The sequence below is a fragment of the Pseudomonas baetica genome (genome assembly GCF_002813455.1).
Lineage (GTDB): Bacteria > Pseudomonadota > Gammaproteobacteria > Pseudomonadales > Pseudomonadaceae > Aquipseudomonas > Aquipseudomonas baetica.
The window spans coordinates 6,745,671-6,771,825 of sequence record NZ_PHHE01000001.1 but is presented as its reverse complement, the minus strand read 5'-3'; the positions used below and the strand labels follow the sequence as shown (position 1 = coordinate 6,771,825).

Sequence of the window (26,155 nt, the reverse complement as noted above, 5' to 3'; positions counted from 1 at the left end):
GCTAAAACGCAAAGATCTTTAAAGGATTTTTACTAATGAGCTCGATTCTCGATCTGGAAATCTTCGTCCGCGTGGCCGATTCCGGGAGCATTTCCGCCGCCGCCCGGGATCTGGATCTGACCCCTGCGGCTTGCAGCATCGCCTTGAAACGCCTGGAAACCCGCCTCGGTATCCGCTTGCTCGCCCGCTCCACCCGCAGCATGCGCCTGACCGAAGAAGGCCGGCGTTATCTTGCAAGCGTGCGTCTGGCGCTCGGCACCCTGGCCGAGGGTGAACAGGCCTTGCAGCAACAGACCGAAGGCCTCAACGGTGCTTTACAACTGGCGGCGCCCTCGGACTTCGGACGCAATGTGCTGCTGCCGTGGCTGGACGATTTCAAGCGCGAGCATCCGCGTATTCAGTTGCAGCTGCTGCTCAACGACCGGCATGCCGATCTGTTTCGCGAAACCGTGGACATCGCGCTGCGCTTCGGGGTGCCGAGCGATTCGACGCTGGTGGCATTGCCGATTCTGCCTGCGCATCGTCGCGTTGCCTGCGCCAGTCCCGACTATCTTGCGCACCACGGTACGCCGCAAGATCCCCGCCAATTGAGCCAGCACAGCGCCCTGCTCTATCTGCGTAACGGCCGGCCTTACAACACTTGGCGCTTCAGTCGCGACGACGAAACGCTGGAAGTCGAAGTGCGCGGCGACTACCTCAGCGACGACGGCGAAGTCGCCCGCCGCTGGGCGCTGGCCGGGCATGGCATCGCCTACAAGGCCTGGCTGGATGTCGCCGAAGACGTGCGCGCCGGACGGCTGGTGACACTGCTCGATGACTGGCAAGGCGAGAGCGCGCCGTTCAATCTGCTTTGCCCGCATCGAATGCAGGTGTCAGAACGGGTTAAAGTCTTGCAGCTGTTTTTGCAGGAACGCTGCCGTGGGTTGAACCGATAATTCACTTTGCCGCATTGCAAGCATCTGGTATTTGATTAGCGTTCTCCCACCGACAAAAAGGATTTCGGCATGAGCTATCGAACACTGGGCCATTCGGGGTTGCAGGTCTCCACCCTCACCCTTGGCACGATGATGTTTGGCGAGCAGACCAGCACCGAGGAATCGCTGCGCATCATCGACAAGGCCTGGGATCAGGGCATCAACTTCATCGACACCGCTGACGTCTACACCAATGGCCGCTCCGAAGAGATCGTCGGCGAAGCGATTGCCGGCAACCGCCATGAATGGGTGCTGGCGACCAAGGTCGGTTTCGGCCCGGTGGACGGTGTGCCGAACCGTAGCGGTTTAAGCCGTAAACACATCTTCAACGGACTCGATGCCAGCCTGACCCGGCTCGGCACTGATTACCTCGACATTTATTACCTGCACCGCGAAGACCACAACACGCCGCTGGAAGTCTCGGTTTCGGCGATTGGCGACCTGATCCGTCAGGGCAAGATTCGTTATTGGGGCTTGTCGAATTATCGCGGCTGGCGGATTGCCGAGGTGATTCGCATCGCCGATAAACTCGGCGTTGATCGGCCGGTGATCAGCCAGCCGCTGTACAACATCGTCAACCGCCAGGCCGAGACCGAACAGCTCAGCGCTGCACAGACTTATGGTCTGGGCGTTGTGCCTTACAGCCCATTGGCCCGTGGCGTGCTCAGCGGCAAATACGCGCCAGACGTGACGCCGGACGCCAACAGCCGCGCCGGACGTCAGGACAAACGCATTCTGGAGACCGAATGGCGTGTTGAGTCGCTGCGTATTGCCCAGCAGATTCAGCAATACACCGAAGGGCGTGGTGTTGGCATTATCGAGTTTGCGATTGCCTGGGTGTTGAACAACAGCGCGGTGACCTCGGCGATTGTCGGGCCGCGCACTGAAGCCCAATGGGATGCGTACACCAAGGCGCAGGCGGTGAAGATCACGGCCGAGGATGAGGCGTTTATCGATTCGCTGGTAACACCGGGACATGCGTCGACGCCGGGGTTCAATGATGTGAGCCATTTTGTGTCGGCCGTAAACCGCGTCAGGCTTGAAGTAAGCAGATTGCGGGAGCAATACAAATCCATTGTGGGAGCGTGCCTGCTCGCGAAGAGGCCGGCACATTCAACATCTGCGTTGTCTGACACACCGCTTTCGCGAGCAGGCTCGCTCCCACAGGTTTTGCGCTTATCTTCAGGATGTGGGGAATATTGATCACTCGGCCAATATTCAGCACAAAAACCACGTATCCTGCGCGCCCCGTTTGATCACCCACCCGCGAGGACAGTTTGTCTAAAGGTATCGCTTTATCGGTTTCGGCCTCGGTGCTGTTTGCCGTCATGTATTACTACACCTCGTTGCTCACCCCGTTGAGCGGCGTGGAGATCTTTGGCTGGCGGATGCTGCTGACCGTGCCGTGCATGACCGTGTTCATGCTGGTATCCGGGGAATGGCGGCGAGTGCTGGAGCTGGTCCGCCTGATGGCGGCGAAGCCGAAACTGATCGGCGCCTTGCTCGTCTCTGCGGCCCTGCTCGGCGTGCAACTGTGGCTATTCATGTGGGCTCCGCTCAACGGCTACAGCCTCGATGTTTCGCTGGGCTACTTCCTGCTGCCGCTGGCCATGGTGCTGACCGGACGGATTGCCTACGGTGACAGCCTGTCGTACCTGCAAAAGATTGCCGTGTTCTTCGCAAGTTTAGGTGTGTTGAACGAGTTGTATCAGGTTGGCGGGTTTTCCTGGGCAACGGTGGTGGTCGTGGTCGGCTACCCGCTGTATTTCGTTCTGCGCAAATACCTGAAAACCGACAACCTTGGTGGCTTGTGGGTCGACATGACCTTGATGCTGCCGGTCGCTTACTGGTTTGTGCAGGGTGGCGAGCAAGGCTTTGGCGTGTTCGATCAGTATCCGGGCTTGCTGTGGCTGATTCCGTTGCTCGGCCTGATCAGCGCATCGGCGCTGGTGGTGTACATCATTGCCAGCCGATTGCTGCCGTTCAGTCTGTTTGGTTTGTTGAGTTACGTTGAACCGGTGCTGTTGCTCGGTGTGGCGTTGTTGCTCGGCGAGAGTATCAAGTCGGGTGAATGGCTGACGTATATACCGATCTGGCTGGCGGTTGTGGTGCTGGTGTTTGAAGGCTTTAAACACCTGATGCGGCAGCGCCGTCCTTAAGCCCAACGCAAACAAATGTGGGACCAAGCTCGCTCCCACAGGGTTTGAGTGAAACAAAAAAAATCCCGACCCTGCATCGCAGCAGGTCGGGATTTTTTTATTTCAATTGCGGATTACTCGGTGGCAAGTACACCACGACGCACCTGGTCACGCTCGATCGACTCGAACAGTGCCTTGAAGTTGCCTTCACCGAAACCATCGTCGCCTTTACGCTGGATGAATTCGAAGAACACTGGGCCCATCAGGGTTTGCGAGAAGATCTGCAGCAGCAGGCGCTTGTCGCCCTGCTCCGACGAACCGTCGAGCAGAATGCCGCGCGATTGCAGTTGGTCAACCGGCTCGCCGTGATTCGGCAGGCGGCCTTCAAGCATTTCGTAGTAGGTTTCCGGCGGTGCGGTCATGAAGCGCATGCCGATTTTTTTCAGGTGATCCCAGGTCTTGATCAGGTCGTCGGAGAGGAACGCGACGTGCTGGATGCCCTCGCCATTGAACTGCATCAGGAACTCTTCGATCTGCCCGGCGCCTTTAGACGACTCTTCGTTCAGCGGGATGCGGATCATGCCGTCCGGAGCGGTCATCGCTTTCGAGGTCAGACCGGTGTATTCACCCTTGATGTCGAAGTAACGGATTTCGCGGAAGTTGAACAGCTTCTCGTAGAAGTTCGCCCAGTAAGCCATGCGACCGCGGTACACGTTGTGCGTCAGGTGGTCGATGATTTTCAGGCCGGCACCGACCGGATTGCGATCAACACCTTCGATAAACACGAAGTCGATGTCATAGATCGAGCTGCCTTCGCCAAAACGGTCGATCAGGTACAGCGGCGCGCCACCAATGCCTTTGATCGCCGGCAGGTTAAGCTCCATCGGCCCGGTTTCGATGTGGATCGGCTGGGCGCCGATTTCCAGCGCGCGCTTGTAGGCCTTTTGCGAATCCTTGACGCGGAACGCCATGCCGCATACCGACGGACCGTGCTCGGCCGCGAAGTACGACGCCACACTGTTCGGTTCGTTATTGAGAATCAGGTTGATCGCGCCCTGACGATACAGGTGCACGTTCTTGGAACGGTGGGTCGCGACTTTAGTGAAGCCCATGATCTCGAAGATCGGCTCCAGGGTGCCAGGGACCGGCGATGCCAGCTCGATGAACTCAAAGCCCATCAGGCCCATTGGGTTTTCGTATAAATCTGCCATGGTGACGCCTCATCATTTCTTATCAATTAACCAGGGTTATTTGTCAGTCATGCCGAGACGTGGGTGGCGCACAGGAGATGCCACGCACACTGCGGGCGAGGAAGTCACCGTAGATCAGTTGAAACCCGAATATCTTCATTGTCGACCCAAGGCTCTTGCGGGCGAGGCTTCTGCTGCCAGAAGACGATTATTATTGTATGCGTAACCCGATTCTACACAGCGTAAACAGGGTTGTCTGCCCTCTCTATAAAATCCGCTTTTTCAACGCCGGTGCAAGGGGTTTGTTACACAGGTAAATGCCTGCGAGGATCAGTGCGCCACCCAGACACATGGCCAGTGTCAGTTGCTCACCGAGCAATAGTGCGCCGAGGATCACGGCGGTCAATGGGTTCAAGGCGATAAAAACGCCGGATCGGGTGGCGCCGATTTTGCGGATGCCATCGTAATAGCCGATGTAGGCCAGCGCCGAGCCGAGCACACCGAGATAGCCCAGACTGAGCCATTGCGCCGCGCCCAGCTGGACCAGCGCCGTCCAGCTCAATTCACCGCGAACCGCTGCCAATGTCCACAGCATCAGCGTGCCGATCAGGATCGAGTACGTCACGGTCTGCACCGGCCCAAGTGTCTGGTTGAGGCGGCGGGAAAACAGCGAATAAACACCCCAGCCCAATACGCAACCGAAAATCAACAGGTCCCCCATCCACGCATCCGGTGCCGCTGTCATCAGTTGCGGATGACGGCTGACAATGACCAGACCGGCGCCGGCAATGCAGATCGTGATACCCGCGACCTTCATACGTCCAAGGTGCTCTTTGAACAGCAGCCATGAAGCGAGGCCAATCACCGCAGGATTCAACGCAACAATCAACGAGGCCCGCGACGCGTTGATGTACTGAAGGCCATAAAAGAAGCACACGTTGTAGAAGAAGATGCCGAAGAACCCGAGCAGCGTCAGTTGCGACCATTGCCGTGGCGTCGGCCGCGCCAAGGGGATCCGCGCGAGCCACAAGAAACCGAGCAGCGCGGCACTGGCCAACAGGAATCGAAGGCTTGCAGCAAACATCGGACTGAGACTACCGGCCAGAAACCGGCCAGCGACAAATGTTCCCCCCCACACCATGGTGACGGCCGCGAGGCTCAGATACACCGGCATGTCTGATGGGGGTGTGTGGGCTTGCTCGGCATTAGGCATGACGCTCCAAACTGAGTGGCTGACAGATGACGTATCATTGGCCTCATGTCCAGTCATCGTAAAATGAGCAAAAACTCATGACCCTCACTCAACTCGAGATCTTCTCGCTGGTCGCCGAGCTGCGTGGATTCACCCTCGCCGCGCATCGCCTGGGCATTTCGCAATCGGCGGTGTCCCACGCGATGAAGTCGCTGGAGCAAGAACTGGGCGTTGAATTGCTGCGCCGGCATCAATCGCAGGTGGAACTCAGTGATATCGGCGAGCAGTTATTGCTGCGCGCCCGAGCGATGCTCGGTCTGGCCAACACGCTGCGCCAGGAAGCGGCGGACGCACGTGGCATGAAACGTGGCACTTTGCGTATTGGCTCATTCGGGCCGACTTCGTCAATCAGGTTGCTGCCGAGCATTTTGCGACGCTATCGCGAGGCCCACCCCGGGATTGAAGTGCACATCAATGAGGGCCCCGATCGGCAAGTCATTCAGTGGCTGGAAGAACGGCGGATCGACATCGGTTTCGTGGTGTTGCCCGAAGAACGATTCGATACTTTTGCCTTGATCGAGGACCAGATGGTTGCCCTGCTCCCCACCGCGCACCCCTTGGCGGCGCGGCCCGCGCTGAGCCTGAAAGAACTTTGTGCTGACCCATTCGTTCTCACCGAGGCCGGATCCTCAGAGTTGGTTTTAAGATTGTTTAACGCGGCGAAGCTGCAACCGAACATCCGTTATCGGTGCTCGCAATTGCTCAGCACGCTCGACACGGTCAGTCGGGGCGACGCGATCACCCTGGTAGCCGAAGCTTCACTGCCGGACACACAACAGCGCAATTACGTAACAATACCGTTGGTACCCACCGTGAATCGCCAGGTCGGTCTCGCTGTGCTCGACCGGCGCCAGGCCTCACCGGCAGCGCTGGCCTTTATCGAACTGGCCGCCCGCATGAATCACCGATGAGCGGCGCGAGCGTCATCTGCCATCTATCATCCCTTCTGGTTGAAATGTTTCCAGCGGCGAACCGATGACCGGCCCGCATTCGATAGCCCCACCTTTTCGCGACAGGATGCGCCCATGCCGTTGACCGTCAGCCCCCGCCGCAAACGCAGCGCCCGCCTCGTGGTAACGCTGCTCAGTGGCCTGCTCCCGGTGTTGCTGGGCGTCGCGATTCTTTACATGCAGGCCGAGCGTACGCTGGAGCACAGTTCACAGCAGACCGCCGAAGAGGCATTGCATCAATTCGAGTTGATGCTCGACAACACCGCTCAGGCCGCCCACGAGCTGCTGCCGCTGGCCGGACAACCGTGCGAAAGCGTCAAACTGGCGTTGCGCGAACAGGTCACTCGCCGCCCTTTCGTGCGCTCGACCAATCTGGTGTGGGACGACAATCTCTATTGCAGCTCATTGTTTGGTGACTATAAGGAAGCCGTTAACCCCGGTGACTACAACCAGGGCAAGTTGTGGTTGATGAACGGTAATCCGGTCACGCCGAATACTGCGCTGCTGGTTTACCGGCTCAGCGAAGGTCACGGCAGCGCGCTGACGACACTGGACGGCTATCACCTGAGCAACATGTTGCGCCTGATCGGCCGGCAAACATTGCTGATGCTGCAAGTGGGCGATAACTGGCTCTCCGCTGACGGAAAAGTACACAACGGCGACCTGCCTGCGCTGCCGGTAGCGCAAAGCATGCTCGACTCTTCGCGCTACGCGTTCAGTATTTCAGCCGGTTTTCCGAAGGGGGAAATCTGGCGCTACATGGCCGAGGTTTATCCTCCCCTGTTCAGCTTGCTGATCTTTTTTGGTGTGGTCTCGGGTGCAATCGGTCATGTCGTGCAGATGCGCTCCACTTCGCCGAGCCATGAAATGCTTCGCGCCCTGGAAGCCGGGGAATTCATTCCGTACTTCCAGCCAGTGGTGCATGGCGACAGCAAACAGTGGTCGGGGGCCGAAGTGTTGATGCGCTGGAACCACCCAAAGGAAGGCCTGGTGCGTCCGGATCTGTTTATTCCGTTCGCCGAGCATTCGGGTTTGATCGTGCCGATGACCCGCGCCTTGATGCAGCAGACCGCTACCCTGCTTGGCCCGCTGTCATCGAACTTCGACAAACCGTTTCACATCGGTATCAACATCACCGCAAGCCATTGCAAGGATCTGCAACTGGTCAACGACTGCCGCGTGTTTCTCGCCGCGTTCGCGCCAGACAGCGTGAATCTGGTGCTGGAGTTGACCGAGCGCGAGCTGATCGAGCCGACCGAGATCACGCTCCAGCTGTTCGAACAATTACATGCGCTGGGCGTGATGATTGCCGTTGATGACTTCGGCACCGGCCACTCGAGTCTCGGATACCTGCGTACATTCAATGTCGACTTTCTCAAGATCGACCAAAGCTTCGTCGCCATGATCGGTATCGACGCGCTGTCACGGCACATTCTCGATACGATTATCGAACTGTCGGCCAAGCTTGATCTGGGTATTGTTGCCGAAGGTGTAGAAACTCAGGCGCAGGCCGATTATCTGACTGCCCATCACGTCAACTTCCTGCAAGGCTATCTGTTCGGCAAACCGATGCCTGGCGCCGACTTCATCAATGCATTAAGTCACCATTAACTAAATACAATTGAGCCTTGCGCATCACAAAGGCGCACCAAATTGATACAAAAGACCACCGTAGTTACATGAAGAAAAAGTCAGGATTTACTCTTGGCGCATTAACTACTACAATTTTTCTACCTGCGTAGAACCTGCAGGTGAGCCATTATCATCGAGTCGCCTCAAGGCTCTTGGCTTATAGCTTTTGTTTGCGGTTGGTATCAGCCAAACACACTATTGGAGTAAAGATATTGTCCAGACTCGCTGAATTTCGCGCAGCTGAAAAGGCCCTTCAGGAACAGCTCAAGCAGTTGGAATCGCTGAAGAACGATGCCGGGCTCAAGAAAGAAATCGAATTCGAAGAAAAGCTCCAGGGGCTGATGAAAAGCTACGGCAAAGGCTTGAAGGACATCATCGCCATTCTCGATCCGAATCCGGCAAAATCCGGCCTGCAAATCTCTGCAGCCCCGAAAACCCGCCGCGCTCGCGTGGTCAAGGTTTATCACAACCCACATACTGGCGAACTGATCGAAACCAAGGGCGGCAACCATCGCGGCCTGAAGGCCTGGAAGGAGCAATACGGTGCAGCCACCGTTGACTCCTGGTTGCGTGGTTAATTTCACGGCAACAAACAAGCCCCGCTTTATGCGGGGCTTTTTTTTGACAATATCTAACAAAAGCATCGAATTTCGCAGAGCAAGTTTGGATCTCCCTGTAACGCGCAGTTGACACCTGGCTAAACATTTTGCGCCCGGATGTTGCAGCGGCAACGATTACTCAACTTTATGCTTAATTCCTTGGAGTATCTAACCCCGCCACGCAGCGAACAGATGACTAAAGTTTCAGGCTGTTTTTAACCGCGACTATTTCGTCTGCGCTCGCCTTATAAGCCTCGGCCTGCCCAGCATAGGAAAGTACATAAGCCCTGTCGGCCTCGACCGCAGCGACCAACGTTTGTGACAACACATGCCGTCCGTTCTCTGTAATGGTGCAAGTGGTCTCCAGCGCCGACAACGAACCGAGCGACGCCGGGTGCACCTTGTTGCAGACGCTTTGATAGCCACCCCGGAAGAAGTCCTTCTGGATCGACTTGCGCATCTCCAACAGCACGCCTTGCAAATTGACCTGATGACCACTTTCAACTTGAGTCATGGTCAACTCCATGACCATGACCTGATTACCCTCGGCATCGTTTTTCACCGCTCGCTGCCGGGAAACCTGCGGTGCAGAATCGGTTAATGCCTCGACCTCCCAGCCTGCCGGCCAGGTGATGCTCGGCTCAGCCGCAGACGCGAATGCGCCGAGCACAAGCAAACCAAAGAAAACCAACAGGGATTTGAACAGTCGGATCATTGCCGGGCGCACTCACGAATTGAGCCGTAAAGTCTGAGCCCCGCCCGCGTTCAGGGCAAGCCTGCCCTTTCATTTGGCGATGCCGGCAGGCATGCGTATCATTACGTCCATTCACTCGCCCCATTTGTTACGGAGGGCTCATGAGCCTGCAAGAACTGAACACCTTCCCCGGCGTTACCGCCACGCCAGACAGCGCAACCCGCAATTTCGTGTTCAACCACACCATGTTGCGTGTGAAGGACATTACCAAGTCGCTGGATTTCTACACCCGCGTGCTGGGTTTCTCGCTGGTTGAGAAGCGCGACTTCCCGGAAGCCGAATTCAGCCTGTATTTCCTCGCTCTGGTCGACAAAGCGCAGATCCCGGCCGACGCTGCTGCCCGCACCGAGTGGATGAAGTCGATCCCGGGCATTCTGGAGCTGACTCACAACCACGGCACCGAAAACGATGCTGACTTTGCCTATCACAATGGCAACACCGACCCACGCGGCTTCGGCCACATCTGCATCTCGGTGCCGGACATCGTTGCCGCGTGTGCGCGTTTTGAAGAACTGGGCTGCGACTTCCAGAAGCGCCTGACCGATGGCCGCATGAAGAGCCTGGCGTTCATCAAGGACCCGGATGGCTACTGGGTCGAGATCATCCAGCCGGCGCCGATGTAACTGATAGCACTCCTACAATTGGATCTGTGTCAGGCATAAAAAAACCCATGATTGCTCATGGGTTTTTTCATTTCAGGCTTGGGGCTTACGCCGGCGCCGAAGTCCGGATCAGGTGATCGAAAGCACTCAGCGAAGCCTTGGCGCCCTCGCCCACCGCAATCACGATCTGCTTGTACGGCACAGTGGTCACGTCACCGGCAGCGAAGATGCCCGGGATCGACGTCTCTCCACGGTTATCGACGATGATCTCGCCCCGCGGCGACAGCTCGATGGTGCCTTTGAGCCAGTCGGTGTTAGGCAGCAAGCCGATCTGCACAAAAATCCCTTCCAGCTCGACGCTACGCAGCTCGTCGGTGTTGCGATCCTTGTAGCGCAAGCCGTTGACCTTCTCACCATTGCCAGTGACTTCAGTGGTTTGCGCACTGGTGATCACAGTCACGTTCGGCAGGCTGTGCAGTTTGCGCTGCAACACAGCGTCGGCACGCAGTTGCACATCGAATTCCAGCAGCGTGACGTGAGACACGATACCGGCCAAATCGATGGCTGCTTCAACGCCGGAGTTGCCGCCGCCGATCACCGCAACGCGTTTGCCTTTGAACAGCGGGCCATCGCAGTGCGGGCAGTACGCCACGCCTTTGTTGCGATATTCCTGCTCGCCCGGCACATTCATTTCACGCCACCGCGCACCGGTCGCCAGAATCACGCTCTTGGCTTTGAGGGTGGCGCCGCTGGCGAAGTGAACTTCGTGCAACTCGCCGTTCTTGCCCGGGATCAGCTTGTCGGCGCGTTGCAGGTTCATGATGTCGACGTCGTATTGCTTGACGTGTTCTTCCAGCGCCGTGGCCAGTTTCGGGCCTTCGGTTTCCTGCACGGAAATGAAGTTCTCGATGGCCATGGTATCCAGCACCTGACCGCCGAAACGCTCAGCCGCGACACCGGTGCGAATGCCTTTGCGCGCCGCATAGATAGCCGCCGAAGCACCGGCCGGGCCACCACCGACGACCAGCACGTCGAAGGCTTCTTTAGCGCTGATTTTTTCGGCCTGACGCTCGATGGCGCCAGTGTCGAGTTTGGCGAGAATTTCTTCCAGGCCCATGCGGCCCTGACCGAAGTTCTCACCATTCAAGTAGATGCTCGGCACAGCCATGATCTTGCGATCGTTGACTTCGTCCTGGAACAACGCACCGTCGATAGCGACGTGGCGGATGTTCGGATTGAGCACGGCCATCAGGTTCAGCGCCTGGACCACGTCCGGGCAGTTCTGGCAGGACAGCGAGAAGTACGTCTCGAAGCTGAACTGGCCTTTGAGCGAACGGATCTGCTCAATGACTTCAACACTGGCCTTCGAAGGGTGGCCGCCGACTTGCAGCAGGGCCAGCACCAGCGAAGTGAATTCGTGGCCCATCGGGATGCCGGCGAAGCGCAGACTGATCTCCGCACCCGGACGATTGATCGAGAACGATGGTTTGCGTGCATCGTCACCGCTGTCGATCAGAGTAATCTGGCTCGAAAGACTGGCAACGTCTTTCAGCAGTTCTAGCATTTCACGGGATTTCGCACCGTCGTCGAGAGAAGCAACGATCTCGATCGGCTGGGTGACCCGTTCCAGGTACGATTTCAACTGGGCTTTAAGATTGGCGTCCAACATACGGGCGATTTCCTTTATTTGAGGCGAAAAAAAGCCCGAGCGAATCTCGCCCGGGCTTTTCTATTGGGCGGTGCAGCTTACTTAAGTAGGTGCGGAGTTCCGCCCTGCGTTGCGTGTCACAGACTTAGATCTTGCCGACCAGGTCCAGGGACGGTGCCAGAGTGGCCTCGCCTTCTTTCCACTTGGCTGGGCAAACTTCGCCTGGGTGAGCAGCAACGTACTGAGCAGCCTTGATCTTGCGCAGCAGCTCGGAAGCGTCACGGCCAACGCCGCCATCGTTCAGTTCAACGATTTTGATCTGACCTTCCGGGTTGATCACGAAGGTGCCACGGTCAGCCAGACCGGCTTCTTCGATCAGCACGTCGAAGTTGCGGGAGATGACCTGAGTCGGGTCGCCGATCATGGTGTACTGGATTTTGCCGATGGCTGGCGAAGTGTTGTGCCAGGCAGCGTGGGCAAAGTGGGTGTCGGTGGAAACGCTATAGATTTCTACGCCCAGTTTCTGGAAGGCAGCGTAGTTGTCAGCCAGGTCTTCCAGTTCGGTTGGGCAAACGAAGGTGAAGTCGGCTGGGTAGAAGAACACGACCGACCACTTGCCTTTCAGGTCAGCGTCCGAGACTTGAACGAAGTCGCCGTTTTTGAACGCGGTAGCTTTGAACGGTTTTACCTGGCTGTTGATGATAGGCATTGATGACTCTCCGTCAGGGGTTAAGAAGTTGATGGGGTGAATCCTACCCACTCACTCGACGGATGGCTCATTGGCAAACCTGATGCTGCTGATTTGTTTTCGCTATTAGCTGACTGTATTAATAGAAGAAAACGTTATCTAGGCCGGTTTATCCGTAATCCGAGCCATTCCTTGAAAGGGGCTGGCTTCAACATAGCGCATTGCCGACTTCATATCCTTCCAACCAACGTAACTCATCAACGATTTCAGATCCCATCCACTCTGATGCGCCCAGGTGGCGAAACCACGGCGCAGGGAATGACTGGTGTAACGGTCGGCAGCAATCCCCGCACGCTCCAGCGCCTGACGCAGTAACGGAATGATGCTGTTGGCGTGCAAGCCCTCCTCGCTCAGATTGCCCCAGCGGTCGATGCCACGAAACACCGGGCCGCGCACCAGTGCCGCTTCAGTGATCCAGTCGATGTAAGCCTGCACCGGGCACAACTTGAGAAGTGCCGGGGTCTGGTAGGTCTGGCCGAGGTTCTCTCTGTCACCCTTGCTGCGCGGCAGATACAACGTAATGCCGCTGCCGGCGTGCGCCTTTACATGCTCGATCTGTAATCTGCACAGCTCATCGCTACGAAAACCGCGCCAGAAGCCCAACAGAATCAGCGCACGGTCGCGATAAGCCTTGAGCAGTGCCGGACGATCCTGTTGCGCCTTCGCCACCTGCGCTTCCTGCTCCAGCCAGTCGATGACTCGCTCTAGATCCTGCAGTTGCAGGGGTTCTGCCTGCTTTTCCTGCGCCGGATGCAACGCACGAATGCCTTTGAACACCTTGCGCACCACCGGCGCCTTGGTGGGGTCGGCAAACCCCTGACTGTTATGCCACTGCGCCAATGCCGACAGGCGCAGCTTCAACGTGTTGATCGACAACACCCCCGCATGCTCGACCAGATAACGCGCGACGCTGTCAGCCGTGGCCGGCAGGAACCCACCCCAAGTGATTTCGAAATGCTCGATGGCTGCGCGATAACTGCGGCGGGTGTTGTCACGGGTGGCGGCTTGCAGATAGCGATCCAGATCGCTCATGGGCTGTTTTCTCGCTGGCGTACTGGTTCTGGGATGCAACAATGCATTTTGCCGCCTGACACGGGGTAATACCAGTATATCCCGCCCCTTTATTATCAAATATTTACCTTTATAACTGGCATGGTACACTGCGTACTTTAGTGGCATGTACCACAGTACGTAACCGTAGGAGTTCACATGGCCCGTGGCGGCATTACCAAAGCATTGGTTCAGATCGCGCGCACAGCGATCCTGGCCCGCGGCGAACACCCGAGCATCGATGCAGTACGCATTGAAATGGGCAATACCGGCTCGAAAACCACGATCCATCGCTATCTGAAAGAGCTGGATGACGGCGCTCAGCCGATCGAAGCTTCAGCCGAACCCATCGATGACGAGCTGACAGCGCTGGTTTCGCGCCTCGCCCAGCGCTTGAAGGAGCAGGCCCAAGAGCCCATCGAGCAGGCTCGCGAGCAGTTTGAGGAACAGCGCGACGCGCTCGAATCAGAGCTCAAGCAGGTGCGTCAGGCACTGGAACTACTGGAGCACCAGCACGACATTCAAGGCGCTGCGCTGGAGCGTGAATCCGAGGTGCTAAGCAACACCCGCTCGATGCTGCAGACTGAGCAAACCCGCAACGCCGGGCTGAATCAGGCGCTGGCCGATTTCGAATTGCGCTTGCAGGACAAGGACGAGCAGATCCGCTCGCTGGAAGAAAAACACCTGCACGCCCGTGATGCGCTGGAGCATTACCGCAACGCCACGAAAGAACAGCGCGAACAGGAACAGAGTCGCCACGAAGGGCAAGTGCAGCAATTGCAGGCGGAACTGCGTCAGGCGCAACAGAGTGCACTGGTACGACAGGATGAGATCACTCAGTTGCACCGCGACAACGAACGCCTGCTCACCGAAAACCGTGGTACCCAGCGCGAACTGAGCCTGATGCAGGATCAACTCAAGCAAAGCAATCAGCGTCAGGACCAACTGCTGGAGCAAGCGACCCGCGTCGACAGCGAGCGCACTCTCCTCCAGGAGCGTCTGCGCGTAGCAACACTGGAAAGCCAGACACTCAAACAGAGCGTCGAGGAGCAGACGCTACTCAATCAGTCACTGGAAAAGGATTTGACCAAGGCTCAGGCAAGCCTGGAAGACAGCCTGCGTCTGGCAGCTACCGTTGCGGCAGCGCCAGACTCAGCCAGACCGAAAGACGCTTAAGCGCCTACCGGCGTACGCAGGGTGACAAACTCTTCGGCGGCCGTCGGGTGCACCCCGATCGTGTCGTCGAAGTCGCGCTTGGTCGCGCCAGCCTTCAACGCAATCGCCAGGCCTTGCACGATCTCGCCGGCATCTGGACCGACCATGTGGCAACCCAGCACTTTGTCGGTCTTGCCGTCGACCACCAGCTTCATCAGCGTTTTCTCCTGGCACTCGGTCAGGGTCAGCTTCATCGGCCGGAAGCGGCTTTCGAAAATCACCACATCGTGACCCGCTTTGCGCGCCTCTTCTTCTGTCAAACCTACCGTGCCAATGTTCGGCAGACTGAACACCGCCGTCGGGATCATCTTGTAGTCCACTGGACGATATTGCTCGGGCTTGAACAGACGGCGCGCCACGGCCATACCTTCGGCCAACGCCACCGGCGTCAGTTGCACGCGACCGATCACGTCGCCCAGCGCCAGAATCGAAGGCTCACTGGTCTGGTATTGCTCGTCGACCTTGATGAAGCCCTTGTCATCTAGCTGCACGTCGGTGTTTTCCAGCCCCAGATTGTCCAGCATCGGACGGCGTCCAGTGGCGTAGAAAATGCAATCCGCTTCCAGCTCGCAGCCATCCTTGAGGGTGGCCTTCAAGCTGCCATCGGCCTGTTTGTCGATTCGTGCGATGTCGGCATTGAATTGCAGATCCATGCCACGCTTGGTCAGCTCTTCCTGCAAATGCTTGCGCACCGAACCGTCGAAACCGCGCAGGAACAGATCACCGCGATACAGCAGCGTGGTGTTAGCGCCAAGACCGTGGAAAATCCCGGCAAACTCCACCGCGATGTAACCGCCGCCGACCACCAGAACACGTTTCGGCAATTCTTTGAGAAAGAAAGCCTGATTGGAGCTGATCGCATGCTCGTGCCCCGGAATCTCCGGAATTTGCGGCCAGCCGCCGGTAGCGATCAGAATATTTTTCGCGGTGAAGCGTTCACCGTTGACCTCAACCTCGTGCGGGCCGACGATCTTCGCGTGTGCTTCGTGCAAGGTCACACCACTGTTGATCAGCAGATTGCGATAAATGCCGTTCAGACGATTGATCTCGCGATCCTTGTTGGCGATCAGCGTGGCCCAATCGAAATTCGCTTCGCCCAGGCTCCAGCCAAAACCTGCAGACTGCTCGAAGTCTTCGGCAAAGTGCGCGCCGTAGACCAACAGCTTTTTCGGCACACAGCCAACATTGACGCAGGTTCCGCCCAGATAACGGCTTTCAGCCACCGCCACTTTCGCGCCGAAACCGGCCGCAAACCGCGCAGCGCGCACACCGCCGGAACCGGCACCAATTACATAAAGGTCAAAATCGTAGGCCATTTCTATCTCCTCGGCAGGCGATCAGCATACCTGCAGATGCTCATTGAGCAAGCCTCTGCCGTTATGCCGATGACCAATGCCAAGGGTTCGAGCAGCAAGCTTTTGATCAGTGACATTCTGCGGACTGAGCCTTTGGTAACCGCAGCGTACGCCAGGCGATCAAAACTGCTATGAATGCCAAACCGAAAGCGACCCACGATACCAATGCAATTGCGCCTTCAAATGCACTTCCCGCCTGTTGCATTAACTGTTGCGCTTGATCCCCCGCCAACCCCGTCGCCACATGATGAGCGCCAGCCAGCGTTTCACTTGCCAGCATCGTCTGGGCATCGCTCAAAAACGCTGGAAGCTGCAAGTCTGCCCGATAGTGAGCCGTAACCAGGCCGCCAAGCAGGGTCGTCCCCAAAACGACTCCGACCTCATAGGCTGTTTCACTGATAGCGGAAGCTGCACCGGCCTTAGCTGGGGGCGCCGCCGACAAAATCACGTCATTGGAAACCGTAGCGATCGCGCCCACGCCGATATTCAGCAACGCGAACGCCGCAACCAGTACCGCAAGACTACTGCCCACGCTGGCCACGAGTAAAAACGCCGCAGCGGCGAAGGCGACCAGAATCGGTATCAGCACATGCACAGGCAGACGCTGAGCGACCGGGACGACCGCCATTCCAACCACAATCGCCATAATTTGACCCGGCACCAACGCCAGGCTCGCACTCAAAGGCGACATCTGCAGGACAATCTGCAAAAACTGAGTGGTGAAGAAAACAAAACCGACGAGGAACGCAAGACTCATCAAATTTATCAGAACAGACCCGCTGAAAGTCCCGTTGCGGAACAGAGTCATATCCATCAGCGGCACGGGAAGACGTAACTGGCGCCGGACAAACATCCAGCCCGCCAATACGCCGACCAGAAAGGCCCCCAGTACGACCCCGTCAAAACCCTCACTGGCGGCATGCTTGATGCCGTAAACGATGCCACCCAAGGCGGCCATCGACTGAAGAATGCTGATCGGATCCAACGGCCCAGATACATCACGCTCCGACTCAGGAAGCAATAGTGGACCCAACACCAACAGCGGAATCAGAACGGGGACCGCCAACAGAAAAATCGCGCCCCAATCAAAGAACTGCAACAACACTCCGCCCACCAAAGGCCCCAGAGCCGAACCGACGGTCAATGTCGTGGCCCAGATCGCGACAGCCAGCCTGCGCTCCTCTCGATCCTCAAACACCGAGCGTATCAATGCCAACGTGGAAGGCATCAGCATCGCCCCGAAAATCCCCATGCAGGCACGCCCGATAATCAACTGCAAGGCCGTCTCGGAATAGGCGGTCAGCACCGATACCACAGCAAATCCTAGCGAACCGATAAGCAGCAACTTGCGGTGCCCGACCCGATCTCCCAGACTTCCCATGGACACCAGTAGCCCGGCGAGAACCAATGAGTAGGCATCGATCATCCACAACTGCTGACTGGCAGTCGGACGCAACGCTTCTGCGATTTTGGGTAAGGCGAAACCCAGCACTGTGTTGTCAACGGTCACCAGCAGGACTGGCAACATTAATACGCCGAGGCCGAACCAGCGTTTTGATGTATTACTGCCGGTAGACTCATTTGTTAATGCCATGGATAAAGCTCCTTAGACAAAGATAATTTCACGGAGCATTTTTGATGACCCCGTGAAACTTTTTCCTACGCACTTCCCCGGCGTATATGGATTAGTTCAGCAGTGAAAACACGTGCTGACAATCGACTGCCCCCGAATTCAAACGGCGACCCAATGCATTTGAAACACCTTGCAGATCATTGCTAAATCCATCGTAATCTTGGCTACTAACACTCTCCATCAAGCGCCTCATTCCCTCTGCCAACGCCTCGCGCTGTTTGATGGCGTGGTCATTTTCCAGCTGAATATCCCAATAAACTTCGGGTGGATTCACCAATACGCGAGACAACAACGCCATCATTGTGCGCATAGGTGGCGGCATCACTTCCAGCGCGCTTTCAAGGTCCAGTGAGCACTTGGACAACGCAAGGCCAAAGCCAAGAATGGCGGCGTGAGGCAACGCCTGACAAAGCGCCATCAATTCGTCGTGGGCAACAGGCGTCATTCGCTTGATCTTCATTCCTGCGCCGAGCAGGTACTGCTCGATAAAGGTTGAAGGCGAATCCTCCTTATCCAAGCAAACAGCAACGGTACGCCCCTGAACGGAAAGCCTGGGTGAAAACATCGGGTTAATCCCGACAAAGGGCTGTTGAGGAGACTCATTCTTCAGAGCTCGGTAAAACGGATCCTGAACAGAACAGGTCGGAACAAATACAACATTGCTCGAAACAGCCCCAAGCACCCAAGGTATTGACCGAATCGCCACACTCTCAGGCAAAGCAAAAACAACCGCCGTCGCCCCTTCAAAAATGTATCCGGTATTATTGAACGGACTGGTGACATCGACCTCATGAAAACCACTGGACTGTTCTGGAGGCCTACGATCTACCACGCGGACATTGCATCCGTATTGCATAAGTATGCGGGTGATGAGGGACCCCACCAGCCCCGCACCACCCAGCACGACTACCGTGTCGTTCATCACGCTTCGCTCCCTGCGATAAAACTGTAGTAAGGCACGCTAGCCTTTACCAATGTCTCTTCAAGTTCCTGTTGCGGATCAGAGTGTGCAACGATCGCGCCGCCAATACCAAAGGTCGCCTCGCCGTCCTGGACAACCGCTGTGCGTATGACAATGCTGAGCTCTGCAGCACCACTGAAAGATAACCATCCCAAAACGCCAGAATAGATACCTCGTGCCGAGGATTCCAACACGTCAATGATTTCCATCGTGCGCTTCTTAGGTGCTCCGGTCATAGAGCCGCCCGGAAAACAGGCGCGAATTGCCTCCAGCGTTGCCACTTCAGATCTAAGGTGCCCGCGAACAGTGGATACCAGTTGATGTACCGACGAGAAGCTTTCGACCGAAAAAATCTCGGGAACATGTACGCTTCCTGGACGACACACCTGATTCAAGTCATGGCGGACCAGATCGACGATCATCAGGTTCTCGGCTCTGTCCTTAGATGAAGCCTGCAGTTCATCACGCAGCCTCTGGTCTTCAACAGGCAGCTTACTGCGCGGTCTGGTTCCTTTGATAGGCCGGGACTCGATCATCCCGCTGTCATCAATTCTAAGAAAAGTCTCCGGCGATGCACTGAGCACCGAGAACTGCGCAAATGAAAGATATGCCCCATAAGGTACGGGGCTGGCATGACGCATTCGCTTGTAAGCACTCAATGGAACACCGTCGTATGCCATTTTTGCGCGATTAGTCAGACAAATCTCGTAAGACTCGCCATCGGTAATGTACTGCAGCGACTGAGTGATCTTGGCAATGTAATCATCCGGTCCATCATCAAGTGAAAGCTTCAGTTGATCTACAGCCCCTGGAACGAACTTTTCACCAAAGAGGGCGGGCGTTTCTACAAGCTCGGCGATGCGAGGCAGCGCCGGCCAAACGCCCGCCTCTCCCGTGGCAGTGATCATGCACTGATAAGCTTTACCGTCCTGATGATCGAAGACCAGAAAGTGCGGCGCAAACATGAATGCCGCATCCGGATGACTCGACCGATAGATCTTTCCTCCCCCGGTCAGTGCTTTCAACTCATATCCTAGGTAACCGACAAAACCTCCCTTGAAACCAAATGGTAAGTACTGCGGAGTGGCGATCTGAACGGCTTCGAAAATTTGTGCAACCAAGGTGAAAAAGTCGCCTTTGATACTTTTTTTGCCTTTTGGCCCATCGAGTGTCAGGTATTCATCAGTGACATTGTAATCAAGCCTTATAGTGCCCTGCCCCTCCCCACTGCCCATGATCGAGTAACGAGCATTCGGTCTCTCCGACTTTTCGCTGTCCAGCCAGAACGCGAAACGGTCATTTGCATAAAGGGACGAAAATACCGCCTGGGGATCCAGGTTTTCGGGCAGCTCGCGGTACGCGAGCTGCATATTCAGCTCGCCCCCCACCGCGACATAGGCGCTTTTTGACGAAGCGCATTCCGTATCGGACTCCAGCCGACTTCTCACGCTGACATTGTGTTCAAGCGCCATGCGTATGAAGTTGCTCAGTAACGCATGCCCATATTCCGAATCTATGGACTCCGGGTGGAATTGTACGCCCCATATAGGCCGAGTGATGTGCTCGATTGCCATCACCACGCCTTCGGGCGTCCAGGCTGTGCATTGAAGCTCTAATGGCAAACTTGTGCACATCAACGAGTGGTACCTGACCACATCAAACTGCTCAGGCAAGTCCCGAAAAAGCCCTTTACCTGTATGCGTAATGGGGCTGCGATAGCCATGCACGGGACTTGGGGCATGCCCGACAGAACCGCCAAGGAATTGTGCAATACCCTGATGCCCTAGGCATATACCAAGTATCGGTACAGGAGAATGCAAAATGACGCTACCACAGACACCGAAATCCTCCTCTTCGGCGGGATGTCCGGGGCCCGGCGACAGCACCACAGCGTCATATCGTTCGATGCCCAGCTCGCTGTAGGAAACAGAGTTCTTTACGATGTCTGCAGATACCCCCGTTACCTCGAACAGATATTGGGCGATGTTATGGGTAAAGGAGTCGAAGTTATCAATCAACAGTATTTTCATGAGGACACGCTCTGGCTCAGACGCTGATTTATCAGCACGTCTTCCCGCACACACGTCTCCGCAATGATCAGATTGAATATCGATTCGGTGTATTCCGGCCTGAGCCCCGAAGCCAATGATCGTTCCTTGATCATATCGAGCACATAGGAAATTCGCCCGGGTTGCATCATCGCTATGCCATGTGCGGCTTTAAGCTCGGCAATATCCATGCACAACTTCATGCGCTCCGAAAGCAGATCAACCACCTGCAAATTTATCGAATCGAGCCTTTCTCGCAATGGTTGCAAAATGTTTGACGTTCCTGTCTGTGTTAACTGTCCATGTTGTTGCATACATGCACCTCCATTAGCCAATCTCTACAAGGTATACGACGGTCATATTCAGGCTGGTTCGCTGAGATTCGGTGCCCACGTCCCGTTTCGCGACAACTCTTGCAACGCAACCCCGAGCGATCTGATCTCTTGCTCACTGTGGTCAGCCGACACTGCAAATCGCAGCATTGCCTTACCTTTGGCGATGATCGGGTAAAAGACCGGGAACAGCAGCATGCCCTGATCGCGCAGGGCCCGTGCAGCCTGTAATCCGGCCTCTTCAGTTTCAAAGAAGGCCCCCCTGACTGGCGATTGGATGCCCGCATTGAGCAACTGGTGATCGGTGACAGAATCTAAAAGGCTGACGTTGTTCCAGAGGCGTCGTTGCAGCACCTCAATTTCATCAGTGAGATGAATTTGCGCCGAGGCAACATTCGCCGCGAGCATCGGCACCATAATGGAATGACCAAATATCAATGGGTTTGCTGAAGTTCGGATGATCTCGACATCCTGCGATTCCGAGACCACGACAAAACCACCTGCACCGCCGAAAGCCTTGGAAAGTGACCCGGCCAGAATAATATTTGCAGGCAACGAATGATCTACCGCAGAAAACGCATAACCCGCACCATGTCGGCCGACAATAGAAATACCGTGCGCATCGTCTACATATAGATATCCCTGCGCAGACTCTAATCGCCGGGAAAGTTCGGCAATGGGTACCAGACCACTCATTGATCCAATGCCATCAATCAAGAGCACTGGGGTTTCGCCCCTGTTCGAGCACGCTTTCAGCGTGTCGGTCAGCGACTCCAGGTCAGTCGATTCAACTCTGGAAACAGAACCGAATTGCTCAAGAATCCCCCTCAGAACTTGCATCGAAGCATGGGCAGTTCTGTCCATTAGCCAATGCACTCTCTTTCTGACGGGATAGCCCGCCAATGACCCACTGCCCAACAGAGGCAGAACACCTAGATGCACACTGCTGGTAGAGGTGAACACTGCAACCGCGCTACCTCTGTAAACCTGACCAAGCAGATCCTCCAAATGAGGCAGATAATGTGGACGCATCGCACTCCGAGAAGAGGACAGGTGCAGCCCGCATTTATTGAGTGCCCGTTGTGCAGCCTCAATCAGTGCAGGATGGGTTTCGAGCCCCAAATACGAGCACGACACAAATTCTGTGTACACACCTCCTTCCTGAAGGGTGATCTGCTTGCCGATACGACTCGTAACTGTAAAACCCGTCAGCCCTTCCTCATAGGCAGTTGTCAGTGCACCGGTGGTGTTGCCACGGCGAATGCTCATCCAGTCTTGCTTGACTTGCACATCCATTGCTTAAGCTCCTTTCCAAATTCACTTAGACTTGCGGCCGATAGTCATTACCGAGCTGCCCGACGCATCAGACTCGTCCTTGTCAATCACTGTTTGTATCTCTGCCAGATGAGCGCGCCTGAACAGTTCTCGCAACGCTTCGGCCTGATCTTCGCCGTGCTCCATCACAAGCCAGCCATCGCGAACGAGCAATCGGTCGGCGAGAGCAATAATCTGCCGAATCAACTCAAGACCATCGGACCCGGAATAAACAGACGTATGAGGATGGTGCTCACCCCATTCGGGCAGCAACTCCTGGGCCTGCGGAACGTAGGGAGGATTGGCGACAATAAGGTCGATCTGCTGATCGAATTGCGCAAACGCCTTTCCGTCGCGAATATCTGCCTGCAGGTGGTCTGCGTGTACGCCCTTGAACGACAAGCGATCAATATTGCGTTTGAGATACTGGATGGCTATCGGATCAAACTCTACGCAAGTGACGTCGAGATCAGGTCTGCGCCGGGCAATCGCCAGACCGATGGCTCCGCTGCCCGCACACAGATCCAGAACCTTTGAGCCCGACTCCAGCGCTGCACTGCGCTCGATCCATTTGTGAATGACTCTGCTATGAGGTCGCGGGATGAACACCCCACTCCCGACGACAAGCGACAAATCGTCAAAGTCCACCTTGCCGACAATATGTCCGAGCGGAATCCGGTTGCAGCGCTCTTTGACCGCCAACATGAACTCCTCCAGTGCCAAACTTTTATCCGCGCGCTCGATAAAGCGATCCACAAGACAACTCAGGTCTTCTTCCAGACTCCAGACGCCGGACTTTTGCAGCAGCTCTCGTGCCTGGTCAATAGCGAGGAATTCACGTTCAGTAAGACTCATGTCCACTCCCGGTAATATTGGGAGAGTTTATTCAGGATTGACTCGTATAGATAAGAAAACGCTACCAACTCCGGTGGCGGAGTAAACGACGGGTGCAAATCATCTATCAACTTTTGATAGTTGCGCGACAACCCCTCATCCAGCAGTGGAAACCAATAAGGCTTTATATCCCAGCGATACTCATAGCCCGTGGCAAACATCTGTTGCACGGTTTCTTTAACAGTATTTTCGCGGGCAAATCCGGCCAGCGGAGCGCGCACTGGCGTAAACGGACTAAGATCAAGACTATTACTTTTCATGCCAGTCAAACAGTCAGCTATATAGCCTGCCAATAACGGCGACTGATGCAACCCGTCCCGATAAGTGCCTGTTGCGAGCCAAAGCCCCTCTATACCGCACTCACCTATCAATGGGAATCCGTCTGCCGGAATGGGCCTGTTGCCGACCTGAATGGAAATGACTTCTGCTCCATGGAGATCCAGACTCAACTGATCGACAGCGCAATCAAGTAAGAACTGCACATCCGAAATCAGTGCGTGCTTCTTAGGCTGCTCGGAAATAATATTGGTCGCCCCAAGGTAAAGAATTCCATCACCACGGGGGACGCAGTGCAGGCCGCAGGCAAATGCACGGTTCGGGGTACGAATGACGGAGTTAGGCAGATCGCCCCCCTCCGGCATTTTCACCAATATGGACACGCCATACCCACTGAACAATGGTGGAATCCTCTTAACCACCTCGTCAAAGTGACTCAGCAGATCCAGAGAGTGAACGCCCGCAGCGACGATGACTTTTCGTGCCCAAAGTACCTCCCCACTGCCCAACTCCACGCCAGTGACTACACCGCCCTCTGCCAGCACTCGCTCGGCATTCTCATTCTTCAGAGTGCCCCCCTCAGCGACAAATGCAGCATCCAGTTTTTCCAGTAACAGGTGGGAATTCACTGAATGTTCGTTCGGAATGTACAACCCTCGTAGAGGACGAACGAGATGATTCGGCTTAAGCCACTCCATTTTACGTGGATCGATGACTTCGAAGGGTTCGCCATACTCAGTCAACGTGCTCTCGATGGTGTCGTAGTTGACGCTATCGACTTCGTCCATGCCCGCCGTATTGAGCAAAACGTGAGTCCCCATTGCAGTGAACAGGGATGTCGTATTACCAGAAGAAACGGCCAAACGTTCCGCCCAGCTTGGCCATAGTTGCTGGGCTTGACGATCCATATCCAGCTTCAGCCGGCCAAAATCACTCGCAAGCAACCCACTGGTAACCTCACCAAAGCAACCGTTCATTGCCCCGGCAGCCCTCGATGCTGCATTCGCACGATCGGTTTCGCCGACCCGACAGACTTTTAAACCTCGCGATGACAACTCATACGCGATTGAACCACCCACAGCACCCGCCCCTACAACAATGACGTCGAACTCCATGTTTTGACCTCAAAATATTACTTACGGCTTAAGAGAATTGAATTTCCACCTTTTAAAAACAAAACATTTCTATAGTTTCGTTACATACCAGCTCAACAGCACATTTGTTTCATATTGTATCTTTGAAATAATTTCACATACTCATCTAAAAAAAGCCAGCAAAGCCTAACAAATACGACGACTAACCAATCGGTTAATCATCGATAACTTAAATAAATATTTTTTCGACCGCACACCAAACTTAAATGTTAAGTTACAAAATATCGTTTTTTCGGAAAAACCACTAACGCTGGCCGAACTTAGATATGGAAAAGACTGGAGACTAATTTTCCTTCTTGCACAAACGCAAACGCCCCGAACAAGTCGGGGCGTTTGTTTTTTTGCGTCACACGAGCCGAGCCGTGTGACATACCTACAAACCAATCAAGCGCTATCAGTAAGCCTTGCCAGTCTTGTAGAAGTTTTCGAAGCAGAAGTTGGTCGCGTCGATGTAGCCTTCAGCGCCACCGCAGTCGAAACGCTTGCCTTTGAACTTGTAGGCCATCACGCAGCCGTTCTGGGCTTGCTTCATCAGGGCGTCGGTGATCTGGATTTCGCCGCCCTTGCCTGGCTCGGTCTGTTCGATCAGGTCGAAGATATCCGGGGTCAGGATGTAACGACCGATGATGGCCAGGTTCGACGGCGCATCTTCCGGCTTTGGCTTCTCGACCATGCTGTGAACACGGTAGATGTCGTCGCGGATCATTTCGCCAGCGATGACGCCGTACTTGCTGGTTTCCTGAGGGTCGACTTCCTGAATGGCGATGATCGAGCAGCGGAACTGCTTGTACAGTTTGACCATCTGGGTCAGTACGCCATCGCCTTCCAGGTTGACGCACAGGTCGTCCGCCAGCACCACGGCGAACGGTTCGTCACCGATCAGCGGGCGACCGGTCAGAATCGCGTGGCCCAGACCTTTCATTTCGGTCTGACGGGTGTAGGAGAAGGAGCACTCATCCAGCAGTTTGCGGATGCCAACCAGGTATTTCTCCTTGTCGGTGCCCTTGATCTGGTTTTCCAGCTCGTAGCTGATGTCGAAGTGGTCTTCCAGAGCACGCTTGCCACGACCGGTGACGATGGAAATTTCCGTCAGGCCAGCATCAAGCGCTTCTTCAACGCCGTACTGGATCAGTGGCTTGTTTACCACCGGCAGCATTTCTTTGGGCATGGCTTTAGTCGCTGGCAGGAAGCGAGTACCGTAACCGGCTGCTGGGAACAAGCATTTCTTGATCATATAAGTCCTTGAAAGGGCTGTGTGTACGAGTTTCGGCGCAGTCTAATCAGGCGGCGTGCACCTTACAATGCCCCGCACTGGCTAACCGATGCCAACATAGAGAAATATTCTCGCTGATAGTTCCATCGGCAATTTTGCGTAACCCGATCAGCGTAGCTCAAAGATGCCGGCAAGCAGCCCCACCATACGCTCATCGTCCCCC

The 26,155-nt window shown here is 55.6% G+C and carries 22 protein-coding genes and 1 pseudogene; 8 read left to right on the top strand and 15 right to left on the bottom strand.

Annotated elements, in window-relative coordinates; genetic code table 11:
• The first annotated feature begins 35 nt into the window (after positions 1-35).
• From ATI02_RS31430 to rarD, 3 genes and pseudogenes are all read left to right on the top strand, one after another.
• Positions 36-935: a LysR family transcriptional regulator gene (locus ATI02_RS31430; protein WP_100848346.1), complete on the top strand. Its 900-nt coding sequence runs from the start codon at positions 36-38 to the stop codon at positions 933-935.
• 69 nt (positions 936-1,004) lie between these two features.
• Positions 1,005-2,017: pseudogene (locus ATI02_RS31425) on the top strand (aldo/keto reductase).
• Positions 2,018-2,251: 234 nt separating this feature from the next.
• The gene (rarD, locus tag ATI02_RS31415; RefSeq protein ID WP_100848344.1) at positions 2,252-3,133 is read left to right on the top strand and encodes an EamA family transporter RarD; all 882 of its coding nucleotides are present in this window, start codon (positions 2,252-2,254) and stop codon (positions 3,131-3,133) included.
• A 113-nt stretch (positions 3,134-3,246) separates the two neighbouring features.
• Here rarD and hppD read toward each other — a convergent pair whose 3' ends face one another.
• Positions 3,247-4,323 (bottom strand): 4-hydroxyphenylpyruvate dioxygenase, encoded by a 1,077-nt coding sequence (gene hppD, locus ATI02_RS31410; protein ID WP_100848343.1) that lies wholly within the window; start codon positions 4,321-4,323, stop codon positions 3,247-3,249.
• A gap of 244 nt (positions 4,324-4,567) precedes the next feature.
• Positions 4,568-5,515 (bottom strand): DMT family transporter, encoded by a 948-nt coding sequence (locus ATI02_RS31405; protein ID WP_095187237.1) that lies wholly within the window; start codon positions 5,513-5,515, stop codon positions 4,568-4,570.
• Between the two features lie 77 nt (positions 5,516-5,592).
• Between ATI02_RS31405 and ATI02_RS31400 the strand changes: the two genes are divergently transcribed.
• The 3 genes from ATI02_RS31400 to ATI02_RS31390 all read left to right on the top strand — a co-directional run bounded on the left by ATI02_RS31400 (position 5,593) and on the right by ATI02_RS31390 (position 8,714).
• Positions 5,593-6,465 carry a LysR family transcriptional regulator gene (locus ATI02_RS31400; protein ID WP_100848342.1) on the top strand — a complete coding sequence of 291 codons (873 nt, stop codon included), beginning with the start codon at positions 5,593-5,595 and terminating at the stop codon, positions 6,463-6,465.
• Positions 6,466-6,579: 114 nt separating this feature from the next.
• Positions 6,580-8,115, top strand: coding sequence for an EAL domain-containing protein (locus ATI02_RS31395; RefSeq protein WP_100848341.1), 1,536 nt, complete (start codon positions 6,580-6,582; stop codon positions 8,113-8,115).
• A gap of 233 nt (positions 8,116-8,348) precedes the next feature.
• Entirely contained in the window at positions 8,349-8,714 is a 366-nt protein-coding gene (locus ATI02_RS31390; RefSeq protein ID WP_095187240.1) for a histone-like nucleoid-structuring protein, MvaT/MvaU family, read from the top strand.
• Positions 8,715-8,931: 217 nt separating this feature from the next.
• Here ATI02_RS31390 and ATI02_RS31385 read toward each other — a convergent pair whose 3' ends face one another.
• Entirely contained in the window at positions 8,932-9,450 is a 519-nt protein-coding gene (locus ATI02_RS31385) for a DUF4946 domain-containing protein (protein WP_100848340.1), read from the bottom strand.
• 140 nt (positions 9,451-9,590) lie between these two features.
• On the opposite strand from ATI02_RS31385, the gene gloA reads away from it, so the two are divergent.
• Positions 9,591-10,112, top strand: a complete 522-nt coding sequence (gene gloA, locus ATI02_RS31380; protein ID WP_095187242.1) for a lactoylglutathione lyase — start codon at positions 9,591-9,593, stop codon at positions 10,110-10,112.
• 85 nt (positions 10,113-10,197) lie between these two features.
• Here the strand turns inward: gloA and ahpF are convergent, their stop codons facing one another.
• From ahpF to ATI02_RS31365, 3 genes are all read right to left on the bottom strand, one after another.
• Entirely contained in the window at positions 10,198-11,760 is a 1,563-nt protein-coding gene (ahpF, locus tag ATI02_RS31375) for an alkyl hydroperoxide reductase subunit F (RefSeq protein ID WP_100848339.1), read from the bottom strand.
• A 124-nt stretch (positions 11,761-11,884) separates the two neighbouring features.
• A complete protein-coding gene (gene ahpC / locus ATI02_RS31370; RefSeq protein ID WP_007958941.1) occupies positions 11,885-12,448 on the bottom strand; it encodes an alkyl hydroperoxide reductase subunit C in 564 nt (187 codons plus the stop codon).
• A 138-nt stretch (positions 12,449-12,586) separates the two neighbouring features.
• Positions 12,587-13,519: a site-specific integrase gene (locus ATI02_RS31365; RefSeq protein WP_095187244.1), complete on the bottom strand. Its 933-nt coding sequence runs from the start codon at positions 13,517-13,519 to the stop codon at positions 12,587-12,589.
• Positions 13,520-13,696: 177 nt separating this feature from the next.
• On the opposite strand from ATI02_RS31365, the gene ATI02_RS31360 reads away from it, so the two are divergent.
• Positions 13,697-14,713, top strand: a complete 1,017-nt coding sequence (locus ATI02_RS31360) for a DNA-binding protein (RefSeq protein WP_095187245.1) — start codon at positions 13,697-13,699, stop codon at positions 14,711-14,713.
• Here ATI02_RS31360 and gorA read toward each other — a convergent pair.
• From gorA to galU, 9 genes are all read right to left on the bottom strand, one after another.
• Entirely contained in the window at positions 14,710-16,068 is a 1,359-nt protein-coding gene (gorA, locus tag ATI02_RS31355) for a glutathione-disulfide reductase (protein WP_100848338.1), read from the bottom strand. The genes ATI02_RS31360 and gorA overlap by 4 nt on opposite strands.
• 106 nt (positions 16,069-16,174) lie before the next feature.
• A complete protein-coding gene (locus ATI02_RS31350) occupies positions 16,175-17,701 on the bottom strand; it encodes an MFS transporter (RefSeq protein WP_095187247.1) in 1,527 nt (508 codons plus the stop codon).
• Positions 17,702-17,792: 91 nt separating this feature from the next.
• Positions 17,793-18,662 carry a prephenate dehydrogenase dimerization domain-containing protein gene (locus ATI02_RS31345; RefSeq protein ID WP_100848337.1) on the bottom strand — a complete coding sequence of 290 codons (870 nt, stop codon included), beginning with the start codon at positions 18,660-18,662 and terminating at the stop codon, positions 17,793-17,795.
• The gene (gene pabB / locus ATI02_RS31340) at positions 18,662-20,731 is read right to left on the bottom strand and encodes an aminodeoxychorismate synthase component I (RefSeq protein WP_100848336.1); all 2,070 of its coding nucleotides are present in this window, start codon (positions 20,729-20,731) and stop codon (positions 18,662-18,664) included. Before pabB ends, ATI02_RS31345 begins: the two co-directional genes overlap by 1 nt.
• Complete coding sequence (locus tag ATI02_RS31335; protein ID WP_095187250.1) at positions 20,728-21,063, bottom strand: chorismate mutase; 336 nt, start codon at positions 21,061-21,063, stop codon at positions 20,728-20,730. Before ATI02_RS31335 ends, pabB begins: the two co-directional genes overlap by 4 nt.
• 48 nt (positions 21,064-21,111) lie before the next feature.
• Positions 21,112-22,377 (bottom strand): aminotransferase class I/II-fold pyridoxal phosphate-dependent enzyme, encoded by a 1,266-nt coding sequence (locus tag ATI02_RS31330; RefSeq protein WP_095187251.1) that lies wholly within the window; start codon positions 22,375-22,377, stop codon positions 21,112-21,114.
• A gap of 21 nt (positions 22,378-22,398) precedes the next feature.
• Positions 22,399-23,250, bottom strand: a complete 852-nt coding sequence (locus ATI02_RS31325; RefSeq protein WP_095187252.1) for a HemK/PrmC family methyltransferase — start codon at positions 23,248-23,250, stop codon at positions 22,399-22,401.
• Positions 23,247-24,680, bottom strand: coding sequence for an NAD(P)/FAD-dependent oxidoreductase (locus tag ATI02_RS31320; protein WP_095187253.1), 1,434 nt, complete (start codon positions 24,678-24,680; stop codon positions 23,247-23,249). The genes ATI02_RS31325 and ATI02_RS31320 overlap by 4 nt, the downstream gene beginning before the upstream one ends.
• 433 nt (positions 24,681-25,113) lie before the next feature.
• A complete protein-coding gene (gene galU, locus ATI02_RS31315; RefSeq protein WP_095187254.1) occupies positions 25,114-25,953 on the bottom strand; it encodes a UTP--glucose-1-phosphate uridylyltransferase GalU in 840 nt (279 codons plus the stop codon).
• Positions 25,954-26,155 lie beyond the last annotated feature (202 nt).

Bases quoted from the DNA above. Each gene is read 5' to 3' on its own strand.
- ATI02_RS31430 (WP_100848346.1), top strand. From the start codon at position 36: ATGAGCTCGATTCTCGATCTGGAAATCTTCGTCCGCGTGGCCGATTCC.
- hppD (WP_100848343.1), bottom strand. From the start codon at position 4,323: ATGGCAGATTTATACGAAAACCCAATGGGCCTGATGGGCTTTGAGTTC.
- ATI02_RS31405 (WP_095187237.1), bottom strand. From the start codon at position 5,515: ATGCCTAATGCCGAGCAAGCCCACACACCCCCATCAGACATGCCGGTG.
- ATI02_RS31400 (WP_100848342.1), top strand. From the start codon at position 5,593: ATGACCCTCACTCAACTCGAGATCTTCTCGCTGGTCGCCGAGCTGCGT.
- ATI02_RS31395 (WP_100848341.1), top strand. From the start codon at position 6,580: ATGCCGTTGACCGTCAGCCCCCGCCGCAAACGCAGCGCCCGCCTCGTG.
- ATI02_RS31385 (WP_100848340.1), bottom strand. From the start codon at position 9,450: ATGATCCGACTGTTCAAATCCCTGTTGGTTTTCTTTGGTTTGCTTGTG.
- gloA (WP_095187242.1), top strand. From the start codon at position 9,591: ATGAGCCTGCAAGAACTGAACACCTTCCCCGGCGTTACCGCCACGCCA.
- ahpF (WP_100848339.1), bottom strand. From the start codon at position 11,760: ATGTTGGACGCCAATCTTAAAGCCCAGTTGAAATCGTACCTGGAACGG.
- ahpC (WP_007958941.1), bottom strand. From the start codon at position 12,448: ATGCCTATCATCAACAGCCAGGTAAAACCGTTCAAAGCTACCGCGTTC.
- ATI02_RS31365 (WP_095187244.1), bottom strand. From the start codon at position 13,519: ATGAGCGATCTGGATCGCTATCTGCAAGCCGCCACCCGTGACAACACC.
- ATI02_RS31360 (WP_095187245.1), top strand. From the start codon at position 13,697: ATGGCCCGTGGCGGCATTACCAAAGCATTGGTTCAGATCGCGCGCACA.
- gorA (WP_100848338.1), bottom strand. From the start codon at position 16,068: ATGGCCTACGATTTTGACCTTTATGTAATTGGTGCCGGTTCCGGCGGT.
- ATI02_RS31350 (WP_095187247.1), bottom strand. From the start codon at position 17,701: ATGGCATTAACAAATGAGTCTACCGGCAGTAATACATCAAAACGCTGG.
- ATI02_RS31345 (WP_100848337.1), bottom strand. From the start codon at position 18,662: ATGAACGACACGGTAGTCGTGCTGGGTGGTGCGGGGCTGGTGGGGTCC.
- pabB (WP_100848336.1), bottom strand. From the start codon at position 20,731: ATGAAAATACTGTTGATTGATAACTTCGACTCCTTTACCCATAACATC.
- ATI02_RS31335 (WP_095187250.1), bottom strand. From the start codon at position 21,063: ATGCAACAACATGGACAGTTAACACAGACAGGAACGTCAAACATTTTG.
- ATI02_RS31330 (WP_095187251.1), bottom strand. From the start codon at position 22,377: ATGGATGTGCAAGTCAAGCAAGACTGGATGAGCATTCGCCGTGGCAAC.
- ATI02_RS31325 (WP_095187252.1), bottom strand. From the start codon at position 23,250: ATGAGTCTTACTGAACGTGAATTCCTCGCTATTGACCAGGCACGAGAG.
- ATI02_RS31320 (WP_095187253.1), bottom strand. From the start codon at position 24,680: ATGGAGTTCGACGTCATTGTTGTAGGGGCGGGTGCTGTGGGTGGTTCA.
- galU (WP_095187254.1), bottom strand. From the start codon at position 25,953: ATGATCAAGAAATGCTTGTTCCCAGCAGCCGGTTACGGTACTCGCTTC.